Origin of the sequence: Saccharobesus litoralis (assembly GCF_003063625.1) — a bacterium.
In the GTDB taxonomy this organism is placed as follows: domain Bacteria; phylum Pseudomonadota; class Gammaproteobacteria; order Enterobacterales; family Alteromonadaceae; genus Saccharobesus; species Saccharobesus litoralis.
The window spans coordinates 229136-242835 of the sequence record NZ_CP026604.1; the positions used below are offsets into that span (position 1 = coordinate 229136).

The following is a 13700-nucleotide window of genomic DNA, read 5'->3' on the forward strand; positions in this document are numbered from 1 at the left end:
TCTCAAATGTAAATGCATTTGAGAGGAATTGAGTAACCTGAATTGAATGCAATTTTATCGATTTTATCTGTACTGACTATCCTTGCCGTAGGGATCTTTTATTATTCAGAGCACTTACCGTTTGAAACAAAACATGATCCACAGTACCAAACTGAGAGGTCGGCAACTGAAACGGTTTTGTTACCTGACTTTTCTCAATTCGATAATGCTTTTGAACGAAAAGCCGCGTTTATCCGATTTTTAACGCCGTTGATAACACTTAAAAATCAAGAGACTTTAAATAAGCGCCAAGCGTTATTGGCGTTACAACGCCGTTATTTATTAGCTAAAAAGCTCGATGGAGATGATATAGCGCTATTGAGTTTGCTCGCATCTGAATACGATGAACTAACAAATAATAATTGGTCGGATAAAATCGACGCTTTATTACTTAAAATTAACGTTATCCCATTAGAAATTGCAATTGCCCAAGCTGCAATCGACAGCGGGTGGGGGACATCAAAGTTTGCTGTGAAAGGCAATAATATATACGCTCAGTGGTGTTTTGAACCATCGTGCCTTTCAGTACCATCAAACACTGAGGCTAAACGCAAAGTAGCTAAATTCACCTCTGTTACACAATCAATTGATAAGTATTTTAATTTACTAAATAGCTCAACCGCGTATCATACTTTTCGTGAAAGTCGCGCTCATTATGAATTACCGTATAGTTGGCTGGCAATTGAAAAAATGATAGATGGATTAGAAAACTATTCTTCTAAACGAATTATTTATACAAGGCAAGTGAAACAAACCAGTAAAGATATTCATAGCCATTTAAGCCAGCTATACTTAGCGTTAAAGCAATAAGTCAATATTAGAATATATGGCGGTTCCTAAAAAGTTTGACGTTTTACTCGTTTGTCAAAATAGCAAGGTAACGACTTGGTTAGATGCCAGTTTACAGCTAACCAAGTTGCCCATTAATATCATCGAAGCTGTGAGTTTAAGTGAGTTATTCACTTTGGTTGGCGATGTTTCTCATCAACAGATAGTTATTTTGGATCAAGCGGCATGTTCGCCGTTACTTGAAAAACAGGTTATTTTTAACAAAGCTATCGATGCGCCCGCATTGGTGTTAAGTGATTCGTTTAATACTAAATTCGCTGAAAAAATACCGTTTTCTACGGTCGACGCTATCCCGTTGCCAGCTCTGACATTGAACTTACTTGAACATACCATACGTTCGGTATTGAAAGATTACATTTATACCAATAAGTTAACTAAATTAGCGCATTATGACCCACTAACAGGAGCCGCTAATCGATTGTTATTTAATGATAGGCTAGGCGAGAGTATTAAACGAGCTAAGCGATACAATGAACCTTTATCTCTGGTCTATTTTGATTTAGATGAGTTTAAACCAGTAAATGATACTTATGGTCATCACGTCGGCGATATTTTATTAAAAAAATTTGTACAAATTATAAAACAGCAAGTCAGAGAGTCCGATACTGTCGCCCGCATGGGAGGGGACGAGTTTGTATTAATTTTACCTAATACGCATTTTTCAGGGTTAAATGACACCACCGAAAAAATACAGTCTGCACTTAAATTACCTCAAAAAATAAATGGCATATCTATCGAAATTAAAACATCAATTGGCGGCGTGTGTGTTGATCGCCACCATCAGGAAGCACTCGATAAAGCTATATTGCTGCGTTATGCCGATGAATGTGTTTATAAAGCTAAAAAACTGACAGCCCCACGAGTAGTGATCAAAATGCTAGAATCAGAGTAAGTTTTATGAAATTGAGTGGATTAGTTAGCATTCATTTAACTTAGGCCTTAATACATCTAAAGGACCATGTTTTCATGACCTACACTGGTTATTTTCCACAATATTTCCCACAAAAGATACCTATTTAACAGGTTATAAAACCCTATCAATGCCATTACGCTGAATGATTACATTTAGGTCAATTATCTGAGCTTGAATTCCCCAATATATTGATTTAACCGCTCACCAGTTTGTTTCAAGCCTTGTGCAGCTTGTGCTGTATCTTGTGTTTTATGGGTGATATTGTCAGTATCATCGCGAATAGCCACAATGCGCTCGTTTATTTCGTTGGATACACTGGTTTGTTCTTCTGCTGCAGTCGCTATTTGTAACGCCATTTGCGTAATAGTGTCGAGTTCAGTTTTCATAACACTAAAGGCTTTAGAGCTTTCAATGACGTTTTCTACCGCTTTATTGCCTTCTTCTTGTAAACTTGTCATATTCGCTGTGGCAGCATTAGCCCCTTTTTGCAGGGTTTCTATTTGTTGACGAATTTGCTCAGTTGACTCTTGAGTGCGACCAGCTAAGCTTCTTACTTCGTCAGCAACTACGGCAAAACCCCGCCCCATCTCACCTGCACGCGCAGCTTCTATAGCAGCATTTAGCGCGAGTAAATTAGTTTGTTCAGCGATGCCTTGAATAACATTTAACACGTTACCAATTTGATTGGACTCTTCGTTTAGCTGGTTTACGACTTGGTTGGTCGCACCAAGTTCTTGTGTAAGGTTACGCATCATATTTTGACTGATTTCAGCTTTTTTCGAACTGTCTACAGAAACATCAAAAGCTTTTTGTACGATATCAGAGGTACTACTTGCCATATTTGACACCTCCTCAATTGTTGCTGTCATTTCGTTAATTGCTACAGAAATACTATCAGTGGCTTGTAGTTGATTGTTCGAAAGTGCTGTTGATTCAGCCATAGCATTGGCTACACTATTGGTTTTTTCATTAATGATATCAGCTTCAGATTGCACGTTAGATAATGTGCCTTTTAAGCTGTGTAGCAATACATTAAATGCATGGCTAAGTTCGGCAAGTTCATCACTGCCTGATTCATCAACATCGACAGTCATGTCTTTATGTTTGGCAATGGTTGTAAAAGATGCCACCATGGATTTTAATGGGCTGGTAATGCTTCGGGCAATAAAATAGGAAATAACGCCAATAGCAATCAATAAACCTACCATTAATATGAGAGTTTGATTGACTTGGCTTTGAGCATTAGACACTAATTGATCTTTTGTGTTGATCAATTCGTCTAATACCACTTGCATGGTTTGTTCGTATAAGGCCGCCACTTGATTGTTAGTTTTATTCCAGTCTATTGACGGATCCACTTCAACTCGCTTATTGACGTTTTGATAAATATTACTGCGAGCTGCTAAAGCGACTTTTTCGTAGGTTTTGTAATCATCATTCGCTCGCATTTTATTTAAAGCGTCGCGCGCTTTAGCGCTGGCAAAGGTTTGAAATAGCTCAAGGCGAGCTTGTGCGGCAGTCGCACCGCGATATATCTCACCAAAAATATATACGTCGATATTCAGGGTTATTGCTCGGTAAACATAGCTATTGTGAAATGACGTTTCAGTATTGGCCACTACTAAGTTGTAATAAGCGTTAGACATTTTGCCTAGTTGCTCGTTTTGACCGGCGATAACCACTATTTCACTGATGGTTAATACCAAACGGCGTACTGTGACCATGGTTTCCCACATGGTATGAATATCGCCTTTTTCTGTTTTATGGACATGGTTTTTTGCATCAGCACCTTTGCGGATCAACTCCATTCGTTTGATCATGTTACGTAAGGTTTTAAGGTGGTTGTTAAGCGTTTGAAATTGGCTCAGTGTATCTTTGTGTTTATCGATAAATTGTAAATACGTTCTTTCTCGTTTAAGGGCAATTTCTCGGCTTTGTTGTAAAGAATTTAGCAATTGTGCGGTTTTTGCTTGTTGATCTTCTTTGCTATCAATGTAAAGCCGTGCATAAAACGCTTCTTGCAGTAAACCTGAAATATAAGGGTAAGTGACATTAGCGTAGTCTAACACTGTGTCGAGTTTTTTGATTTTGTCCTGTTGTTCAAAAGCATTATTTAACCTTTCAAACGACAATATAAAAGTCACAATCAAGGGGATTAAAACTAAAAATACTATCCTTGTTTGTATTTTAAATCGTTTGAAAAATTGCATGTCTCGTGTTCTCCCCACTTAAATGACTTGGGTGTTTAACTTTGTGTTATTCGGAGTGTGTCTGTGTTTTTAGTATTGACGACAAATTTAAATTTGCCGATTATTTACAGAAAATATTTCATACACAAAAGCCAACCTATTTTAGGTTGGCTTTTTGTATTTATTGGCTATTTTTGTTTTAGATGACCCCAGCGACGTTCATATAACTCGGTATGAAGTTCACGAGCCGCTTTTACCATGGCGTTATAGGGCACGTCAGTAACCGATACAAAACCTACGTTATAGTTTTCACCATCATAAGCTCGGCCGGTAATTGGTGAATCAAGATATTGGAACCAGTGTGCGCCAATAAAGTAGTTATTGTCGATAATTGAATGCATATAGTCTTTATACATACGAGCACGATCTTCCTGACTTGCAGCATGGATAAGACCTGGGTGGAAGAAGCCTGATGCCGTAGTACCCATGTGGAATTCACCAATAACGGTTGGTTTATCCATTTCTTCAAGGAATTTCCATTTGTTTTTGGTTAAGCCTTCTTTATATAAGTTAAAGCTAACAACATCGGTATATTTAGCTGCTGCTTTAACTACAGGCTTAGGCATACCCCAATCTGCGAAACGCACGCCCATATACATATGGTTTGGCATATATTTTTCTAATGCAGCATCAACAATGCGGAAGTACTCGGCAGCATATTCATAAAGTAGGTCTTCGTAATCTTTGGTTTGAACTGGGTTGCGTAATTTAGTATCAAAACCACCTTTTTGGAACGCATCCCAAGACGCTAAGTTAACGCCCCATGCTTTATTAAGTTTGCTGATAGCACCGTATTTAGCCTTCATTTTTTCGGTGAACATGTTCTTAGTCGGAACATTATTACCGTCACGAGTTAGGGTATGGATTACGATACCTAATTCGGTAGTTGGTGACTCAGGACGTCCCCAGCTTTTTTCATTGTCGATAAATACACCAACACACCAAGGGCTGCCTTTGACTTCTTTAGCGATTTGCTTAACAGTTACATCTGCACGTTCAGCGAAAACTGGGTCGAATACATCCGGTAAACCACCCCAGAAATCGTTACCCGAAGAAACTGTTTTAAAGTCACCTATGATCCAGCCATTAGCAAAGTAAGGGATACGATCATTGTCGTAATACATAGGATCAACCCAGTTACCGAAAGAGGTAAAACCCCAACTTAACATACGGTCTACGGTTACTTTAGACCAATCTTCTAAGTAAGAGTATGGTGTCGTTTCACCGTATTTACGTTCTAAGTTAGCCATATAGAAACTAAATACCTCACCGCGAGACAATGGCCCAGAGTGAGCACCACGACGATAGCCGAAATTGTTAGCTAGAGGATCGTTATGATCCTTTGGCAGCCACTCAAACATATTAGCGCGTGTTTCAGATACTAAATGACGAGTGTTATGCGCGCGTTTCGGTGGCGGGTTTAAGCCTTGTGAATCTTCTGGGGTTAAGTCACCCGCTGTGCGTTGATCTATGGTTTTTTGGTCATAGTCATAACCGGTTAATGTTGTCGCATTCGACATACGGATATTATCGATACCTGTGGTGAAATAGATGTAACCTTCAGGATCGATCAATGACCATTTTTCGCCAATTTTCTGGGTGCGGAAGTAACCTGTCGCTTCAAAGCGAGGGCCATCTTTCCAACCACTAAATTTAGTACGGTCGTTTAACGGTTTACCACCTTGTAACTCTTTTAATTCCTTGTCTTTAGCCGCTAATAATTCAGCTTCAGAAAACACTTTTTCTTCATAATCTAAACGACTAGGCTGGCCAAATTTATCAACGATGTGAGTTAGGTATTTTTCGTTCATTTTAGGGTGTGGCATTAAACGAAAATTATCAATGGTGACTTCTTTATCGTGCAAATTATATTGCACGCTTAACGACACTTCGCGAATGCCTTCAACATTGAGGTTTTTATTACCCCACATCCAAATAAATTGAACATCGTCTGTTTCCCAAGTTTCTGGATTTGAGCGCAGACCGGAACTTAAGTTAAGTTCAACATTTTCACCAACACCGGTTTTAGGGCTACCTAAATCGTGGCCTTTCATTTTTGAATAGTAGGTTTTAGAACCCCCAACAGGTACATTAACCGAACGGGTATATACCTGACCATTAGTATCAAATACGTTTAAAAATAGTTGGGTAGAGTACTGACCTTGGTTTGCAATATCAAAAGCGATACTAAAGCTTTCATATTCTTTCCAGTTCCAAGGTTTTTGCGGTTTAAAGCTAACTGATGTCCATTCATGTTGTTTGGAATTGAATTTTACGCGTAACGCTTGTTGCCCTTGAGAAATACCATTACCTGAGGTAACCAGTTCGCCAGTTGCGTTAACCAATTTTACTTCAACGGGAATTTGTTGGCCCTCAAAGTCAAGAATAGTTTGCTCTTGTTGGCTATTAGTTGCGCTGCCTGTGCCTTCGCTAGTATTAGATTGACATCCCATAATAGTGACGCCCGCCGCTATCCCAACAATGGGGAGGCATAGTGCTTTTTTCAATCCTGTCAAAAAAGGTGTATTGCTACAGGTATTTTTCATTTTTTAAGCCTTCTGTATAAGGTTATAAAATATTTGAGTCGTTATAATGGTATATCATTTTAAAGTATATTGTTAACAATGATTTGAAATAATATTTATTTTTTTATAATCTTTTTTGTAAAGAATAGATAACAAATGAATTTTTGCGCGATTTATTAAAATCGCCGCTCAGAATAAATAACAATTAAAATTTAAAAAGTCATATTGCTTTTAATATAATTGTTAACAATATACTATTAGTGAGTTATAGTTTGATATAAAAGCTGTTATCGAAATCTAAAACCGTGTTGTTATAAAACGCGAGTCAGTTGGAATTAGAGGTTAAGTCATGTCACAACAAAAAAAGTTAAGTGCAGCAAGTCTTCGTGCCATTGAGCGCGGTTACGACAGTAAAGATTCATCTTGGTTAATCGAGTTTGATGAACAACCGTTAAAAGGAGATTTTGAGTACCAAGAAGGTGTTATTCGTCGTGATCCTACTGCTGTAATTCAAGTAGATGGTACTTATCATGTTTGGTATACCAAAGGTGAAGGTGAAACTGTAGGCTTCGGCTCAGATAACCCAAATGATAAAGTTTTTCCGTGGGATTTAACTGAAGTGTGGCATGCATCATCAGAAGATGGCATAACGTGGAAAGAAGAAGGTCGTGCAATAGGCCGTGGTGAGCCAGGCTCATTTGATGACAGAGCGGTTTTTACGCCAGAAGTACTAGCGCATGATGGCAAATACTACTTGGTATATCAAACAGTACAATTCCCTTATACCAACCGTCAGTACGAAGAAATTGCTATTGCATGGGCTGAGTCACCTTATGGTCCTTGGAACAAATCAGATGCCCCTATTTTAAGCCCATCTAAAGATGGCGAGTGGTTAGGCGATGAAGACAACCGATTTCATGTTAAAGCCAAAGGCAGTTTTGATAGCCACAAAGTGCACGATCCTTGCTTAATGTTTTTCAATGACAAGTTTTACCTCTACTACAAAGGTGAAACCATGGGCGAGGGCATGAACTTTGGTGGTCGCGAAATTAAACATGGTGTTGCCATCGCCGACGATATTTTAGGTCCTTATACAAAATCTGAATACAACCCAATTTCAAATTCGGGTCATGAAGTCGCTGTTTGGCATTATCAAGGCGGTATTGCTTCTTTGATCACCACAGATGGTCCTGAAAAGAACACAATCCAGTGGGCAAAAGATGGTGTTAACTTTGAGATTATGTCGCATATAAAAGGCGCCCCAGAAGCACTCGGTATTTTCCGTAGCCCTAATGAAGGCGAAGGCCAAGCACCTGGTTTAGAGTGGGGTTTATGTCATAAATATGATGAAAGCTGGAACTGGAATTATATTTGTCGTTATCGTGTTAAGCGCCAGATATTAGATTCAGGTACTTTTCAGAATTCAAACTAGTAAAGTTTTGTTAAGTAAATAATTGTATTTATAAATAAAAGGAGGTTCTAACCTCCTTTTTGTTTTTAATACACCTGTTTATTGAGAAAAACTATTAAATAATATTTGTTTTACGGTATAAATGACTTAATTAAAGTTTATATATAATCATGTAATATTAAATACGGTTAAATCTCTTTGGTCTATTGTTGACAATGTGTAGAATGGTTATGTGTCAATTTAGTTACGAACACACATTAGGTAGCTAAATTCACTAAAATTCTAACTACAAAAAGGTAACAACAATGATTGAAGGTATTATTTGGGCATTACTTGGCGGCTTAATGCTAGGTTTATATGCGCTTCCCGGAAAATTTACTAAGCACTTTGAAGAAGAAAATACATGGGGCTTGTTTTTTATGCAAACCATGTTTTTGGTTCCCATTTTAGTGTCAGCTTTATTAATTCAAGGTGTCGGTGACATATTTTCTGATCCCGCTGTACAAGCTGCATTACCTGGCATGATCATCGCGAGCATGCTGTGGGGTGTTGGCGTTATGTTATGGGGTAAAGCGATCCATCACATAGGCTTGTCACTTGGCTTTTCGTTGTTTATTGGCACAGTGATTTTAGTCGGTACATTAATGCCAATCATCATAAATATGATTGAAAACGGCTTAGTTGCTGGTGCGCCTGAATCTGGCCAATTTGTACTGATTTTAAGTGGTGTCGCCATTATTTTACTTGGCATTTTATTTAACGGTAGAGCCGGTATTTTACGAGAAGCCGACGCACCTGCTGAGGAAGATAGCAAGGGTGAAGCGAAATCAATGAAGGCTGGTATAACCATAGCGATTGTTGGAGGTTTATTGGCAACCGGCTTTAACGTTGCTTTTACGTTAGGTGGTGGTCCGTTAAGTAATGCTGTTGTGGCTGCAGGTAATCCTGATTGGATGGTATCGCTTGCAGTTATGTTGGTCGTATTTTTAAGTGGTGGCGTGATCATGGCGGGTTATTTCGGCTGGCAGATCACGGCTAAAAAGCGTTGGAAGCATTTTTCAACGCCAAGTTTTGCTATTAATTTTGCGTTGATTTTTGTCATGGCGTTTTTCCATTATGCCGCGTCAGTTGCCTATGGCTACGGTGCCAGTTTGTTTGCATTAGGCCCAGTTGTGGTATACGCCATTTTCAATACGACCTGTGTTGGCGTTGCGGTTGTCAGTGGTCTTATTACCAAAGAATGGACCGAAGCGCCAAGCCAAGCACGTAAGGCATTGTATTTAGGCTTAGGTTGCATGATTGTTGGTGTAGGCGTTTTGGCCTCGTCACAATATCTAGCCAGTCAGCCTACAGCTGAAGTTGCCACGGTAATTAATGCTGAAACAATCAAAAGAATTAACCTAACTTCTCAAGGTTAACAAAGAAGGAAAATAAAAAATGAAAATAAGCACTCAAGCATTTGGTACTTTCAAAAACCAAGACGTGTCATTGTTTGTTTTAAGCAACGACAACGGCGTAGAAATAAAATTAACTAACTATGGCGCGACTATGACGTCATTAGTGGTTCCTGAGGGTGACAAACAAGTTAACCTCGTTTGTGGTTTTGATACGTTAGAAGGTTATTTTAGCGAAAAATATAAAGCCAACTCTCCTTATTTTGGTTGTACTGTCGGTCGATATGCAGCACGTATAAAAGATGGCAAATTCACCCTTGATGGCGTCGAATATACGCTAGATACTAATGATGGTCCTAACCATTTACATGGTGGTGTTGAAGGCTTTGATAAACGCCTTTGGCAGGCTGAAACGGTAGAAAATGAGCAAGAGATCGGCGTAGCATTTACTTTAGTTAGTGAAGATGGCGACCAAGGTTACCCTGGTAAAGTCAATGTTGGTGTTACCTATTGGTTAAATAATAGCAATGAAATTCGTATTGAATTTAAAGCAGATACTAATAAAGCGACGCCATTATCATTAACCAACCATACTTATTTCAATTTGAGCGGCTTTAAAAACAATATTAAAAGCCATCAACTTAAATTAAATGCCAGCCAATATTTAGCGGTGGACGAAACTAATGTTCAGCCGGGTGATAGAGCTCCGGTTGAAAATACGGTTTGGGATTACCGAGAAAGCAAAGCTATTAGTGCGGTTTTTGCTGAAACTGACATGGGCTTTGAACATTTTTACGTTTACGATAAACCCTTCGGTGAGTTAGCTGATGTTGCTTGGATAAATGATCCAGAATCGGGTCGTTCTTTGACGGTAGCAACAACAGAACAAGCTGGTTTGTTTTATAGCGGCGTTTATACTTCTGATGAATTATGTCGTGAATCTGGTGATCAATTTGGTCAATTCAAAGGTTTTTGTGTGGAGGCGTCTCGTTTCCCTAATGGACCCAATATTGAAGATTCGCCAGCAAGCATAACAACACCTTCAGAAGGTTTCACTTCAACAACTGTATTTAAACTCGGGTTGGGTGAATAATTCGTGTCAAATTATTATCTGTCTTTTTCTGGTCAAAATAAATTGTCAACAGTGAGTTGTACTCTTTATATGATGATCATATATTTAAAACGACTGGTTATAAACATAGCCAATAATTGTTTTATTTATGATAGATAATAATTTGAATTATATTGTTAACAATGTACAATGAATTTATGTTGTTTAAGATAGTTAGGAATTTGTAGTGACTATAGCGAGAACCAATGACGCAAATGTTATTGATGCGACCCGCATAGAGGCGGTAAAAGTCGAATATTACCAAATCCCGTTAGCGGAAGTGTTATCTGACGCTAAACACGGTGATCATACCCATTTTGAAGTATTAGCTTGTCGCATTCGAACCAAAGACGGCTATGAGGGTATGGGTTATACCTATACCGGCGGTAAAGGTGGCCGAGCAATATACTCTTTGCTTAATGATGAGCTAAAACCTTTCTTAATTGGTAAAGATGCCGCGCGCATTAACCATATTTGGGAAGAAATGGGTTGGCATTTACACTACGTCGGTCGTGGTGGCTTATTAAGCTTTGCTATGTCTGCGGTAGATATTGCGTTATGGGACATTCACTGCAAGCGCTTGAACCAACCACTTTGGAAAGTTGCAGGTGGTGAGTCGAACACTACACGTTGTTATGCCGGTGGTATCGATCTTAACTTCTCGCAAGAAAAGTTATTAAACAATATCCAAGGTTATCTGGATCGTGGTTTTAAAGCGGTCAAGATCAAAGTGGGTAAAGAAAATTACAAAGAAGATGTCGCGCGCGTTGCGGCGGTACGTGAACTTATCGGTAACGATATTACCTTTATGGTTGACGCTAACTACTCTTTAACCGTTGAAACTGCAATTCGCTTTGCTAAAGCAATCGAGAAATACGACATTACTTGGTTTGAAGAGCCGACCATTCCTGATGATTATCAAGGCTATGCGCGAATTGCTGAAAGCACTGATATTCCATTAGCTATGGGGGAAAATTTGCATACGCCATACGAGTTTAACTATGCCGTACAGCAAGCCAAGCTAGGTTTTGTGCAACCTGATGCATCAAACATTGGTGGTATTACTGGTTGGCTAAAAGTCGCTAACTTGGCGTTCGTCAATAACTTACCTATCTGTACTCATGGTATGCATGAGCTACATGTTTCATTAATGGCTTCACAACCTAATGCTGGCTTGATGGAAGTGCATTCATTCCCAATAGATGAATACACCACACACCCACTAAGACTAGACGATCAAGCTCGCGCTGTGGCTCCTGATATGCCAGGAACCGGCGTTGAATTTGACGAAGACTTAGTAAAACCACACCTTATTAAACAATCTTAAGAGAAATATAATCATGATCGCAGCTCAATATGTAGGAAACAAAGGTTTCGAAATTGTACAAGGTACAGATCAAGCGCCTGAAGCAGGTGAAGTTAAATTATCTGTTGGCTATGTGGGTATTTGTGGTACGGACATGCACATTTATCACGGTGTAATGGATCAGCGTGTTAATCCACCGCAAACGATCGGTCATGAAATGTCAGGTACTATCACCGCTATTGGTGCTGACGTTGAAGGTTTCGAGATTGGTGAAAAAGTGGTTGTTCGTCCATTAGACTGGTGTGGCGAATGTCCAACATGTAAAGCAGGCTTAACGCATATTTGTCAAAACCTTAAGTTTATGGGTATCGATTCGGCTGGTGCCATGCAGTCTAACTGGACTGTTAAAGCGCGTACTTTACACAAGTTACCTGAAGGCGTGAGCTTAAAAGAAGGGGCTTTAGTAGAGCCATTATCTGTTGCTTGTCACGATGTGAGTCGTTCACGTTTAAAAGCGGGCGAAAAAGCCGTCGTGTTAGGCGGTGGTCCTATCGGTCAATTAGTGGCTGCGGTAGCAAAAAGTGTTGGTGCTGATGTATTGGTATCAGAGCCTAACGAGAGCCGTCGCGCATTTGCAGAAAAGTTGGGTGTACAATCTGTTAACCCACTTGAAACTGATTTAGCCGCTTTTGTTGATGACTGGACAGGTACTAAAGGTGCTGACGTCGTATTTGAAGTATCAGGTGTTAAACCTGCTATTGATGCAATGACACAAATCGCTGGTCGTCGTGGCCGTATCGTTATGGTTGCTATTCACTCGCAAGCACCTGAAATTGATTTATTCCAATTTTTCTGGAAAGAACTAGAGCTATTAGGCGCACGTGTATACGAAGCGGCTGATTATGACTGGGCTATCGAATTGATTGCTTCAGGTAAAGTTGACCCGGCTCCATTTATCAGTTCTGTAACGCCATTAGAAGAATTAGGCAAAGCGTTTGCCAGCATGGATAACAATCCACAGGGCATGAAAGCCCTTATTGAATGTAACGCGGGTTAATCGCAAGTCACCCTTTTAATAAGGTTGGGTTTAGCCCCAGCCTTAATCAATTTTAAATTTTATACAAGAGTACCGACATGTTAGAAAAATTTAGTCTAGAAGGTAAAGTTGCCCTAGTAACAGGCGCTAAGCGTGGTATTGGTAAAGGTATCGCATTAGGTTTAGCTGAAGCAGGTGCCGACATTATCGCTGTTTCTGCTAGCTTAGAGCTTGAAGGTTCTGAAGTAGAAAAAGAAGTAAAAGCACTTGGCCGTAACTTTAAAGCTTACCAATGTGATTTCGGTGATCGTGACGCGTTATATTCTTTCATTGCTCAAGTTAAAGCTGATTTTCCTAAAATCGATATCCTAGTAAACAACGCCGGTACTATTTTACGCGCACCTGCTGCGGAACACGGCGACGACTTATGGGATAAAGTGATCGACGTTAACCTAAACTCACAATTTGTATTAAGCCGTGAAATCGGTAAAGACATGGTTGAGCGTGGAGAAGGTAAAATCATTTTCACTGCTTCATTGTTGACTTTCCAAGGCGGTATTACTGTTCCTGGTTATGCAGCAAGTAAAGGCGCAATTGGTCAGTTAGTTATGGCTTTATCAAATGAGTGGGCAGGTAAGGGCGTTAACGTTAATGCTATTGCTCCTGGTTATATTGATACAGATAACACAGAAGCTTTACGTAATGACCCTGAGCGTTCAGCTGCAATTTTAGGTCGTATACCACAAGGTCGTTGGGGTAACCCAGACGACTTCAAAGGTCCTGCTGTTTTCTTATCTTCTGAAGCAGCTTCATATGTTAACGGCGCTATCTTATTAGTAGATGGCGGCTGGATGGGGAGATAAGCAT

At 39.5% G+C, this 13700-nt stretch carries 10 protein-coding genes; 8 read left to right on the forward strand and 2 right to left on the reverse strand.

The features are described from left to right. Positions 1-42 precede the first annotated feature (42 nt). Positions 43-849 carry a glucosaminidase domain-containing protein gene (locus tag C2869_RS00820; RefSeq protein ID WP_108601149.1) on the forward strand — a complete coding sequence of 269 codons (807 nt, stop codon included), beginning with the start codon at positions 43-45 and terminating at the stop codon, positions 847-849. 16 nt (positions 850-865) lie between these two features. Further along, positions 866-1780, forward strand: coding sequence for a GGDEF domain-containing protein (locus C2869_RS00825; RefSeq protein ID WP_108601150.1), 915 nt, complete (start codon positions 866-868; stop codon positions 1778-1780). Between the two features lie 182 nt (positions 1781-1962). Here the strand turns inward: C2869_RS00825 and C2869_RS00830 are convergent, their stop codons facing one another. Next, positions 1963-4011 carry a methyl-accepting chemotaxis protein gene (locus tag C2869_RS00830; RefSeq protein WP_108601151.1) on the reverse strand — a complete coding sequence of 683 codons (2049 nt, stop codon included), beginning with the start codon at positions 4009-4011 and terminating at the stop codon, positions 1963-1965. Between the two features lie 167 nt (positions 4012-4178). After that, entirely contained in the window at positions 4179-6596 is a 2418-nt protein-coding gene (locus C2869_RS00835) for a beta-galactosidase (protein ID WP_108601152.1), read from the reverse strand. A 328-nt stretch (positions 6597-6924) separates the two neighbouring features. Between C2869_RS00835 and C2869_RS00840 the strand changes: the two genes are divergently transcribed. The 6 genes from C2869_RS00840 (at position 6925) to C2869_RS00865 (ending at position 13696) form a co-directional block, all read left to right on the forward strand. After that, entirely contained in the window at positions 6925-8007 is a 1083-nt protein-coding gene (locus C2869_RS00840) for a glycoside hydrolase family 117 protein (RefSeq protein ID WP_108601153.1), read from the forward strand. A gap of 284 nt (positions 8008-8291) precedes the next feature. After that, a complete protein-coding gene (locus C2869_RS00845) occupies positions 8292-9404 on the forward strand; it encodes an L-rhamnose/proton symporter RhaT (RefSeq protein ID WP_108601154.1) in 1113 nt (370 codons plus the stop codon). A gap of 19 nt (positions 9405-9423) precedes the next feature. After that, the gene (locus C2869_RS00850; protein WP_108601155.1) at positions 9424-10473 is read left to right on the forward strand and encodes an aldose epimerase family protein; all 1050 of its coding nucleotides are present in this window, start codon (positions 9424-9426) and stop codon (positions 10471-10473) included. A gap of 205 nt (positions 10474-10678) precedes the next feature. Next, positions 10679-11818 carry a mandelate racemase/muconate lactonizing enzyme family protein gene (locus C2869_RS00855; protein WP_108601156.1) on the forward strand — a complete coding sequence of 380 codons (1140 nt, stop codon included), beginning with the start codon at positions 10679-10681 and terminating at the stop codon, positions 11816-11818. A 13-nt stretch (positions 11819-11831) separates the two neighbouring features. Next, the gene (locus tag C2869_RS00860) at positions 11832-12854 is read left to right on the forward strand and encodes a zinc-dependent alcohol dehydrogenase (protein ID WP_108601157.1); all 1023 of its coding nucleotides are present in this window, start codon (positions 11832-11834) and stop codon (positions 12852-12854) included. Positions 12855-12931: 77 nt separating this feature from the next. Further along, positions 12932-13696, forward strand: coding sequence for a 2,5-didehydro-3-deoxy-L-galactonate 5-reductase (locus C2869_RS00865; RefSeq protein WP_108601158.1), 765 nt, complete (start codon positions 12932-12934; stop codon positions 13694-13696). Positions 13697-13700 lie beyond the last annotated feature (4 nt).

What these genes read in the sequence shown, in the direction of transcription:
- C2869_RS00825 (WP_108601150.1), top strand. Translation starts at nt 866, where the DNA reads ATGGCGGTTCCTAAAAAGTTTGACGTTTTACTCGTTTGTCAAAATAGC.
- C2869_RS00835 (WP_108601152.1), bottom strand. Translation starts at nt 6,596, where the DNA reads ATGAAAAATACCTGTAGCAATACACCTTTTTTGACAGGATTGAAAAAA.
- C2869_RS00830 (WP_108601151.1), bottom strand. Translation starts at nt 4,011, where the DNA reads ATGCAATTTTTCAAACGATTTAAAATACAAACAAGGATAGTATTTTTA.
- C2869_RS00850 (WP_108601155.1), top strand. Translation starts at nt 9,424, where the DNA reads ATGAAAATAAGCACTCAAGCATTTGGTACTTTCAAAAACCAAGACGTG.
- C2869_RS00845 (WP_108601154.1), top strand. Translation starts at nt 8,292, where the DNA reads ATGATTGAAGGTATTATTTGGGCATTACTTGGCGGCTTAATGCTAGGT.
- C2869_RS00865 (WP_108601158.1), top strand. Translation starts at nt 12,932, where the DNA reads ATGTTAGAAAAATTTAGTCTAGAAGGTAAAGTTGCCCTAGTAACAGGC.
- C2869_RS00860 (WP_108601157.1), top strand. Translation starts at nt 11,832, where the DNA reads ATGATCGCAGCTCAATATGTAGGAAACAAAGGTTTCGAAATTGTACAA.
- C2869_RS00840 (WP_108601153.1), top strand. Translation starts at nt 6,925, where the DNA reads ATGTCACAACAAAAAAAGTTAAGTGCAGCAAGTCTTCGTGCCATTGAG.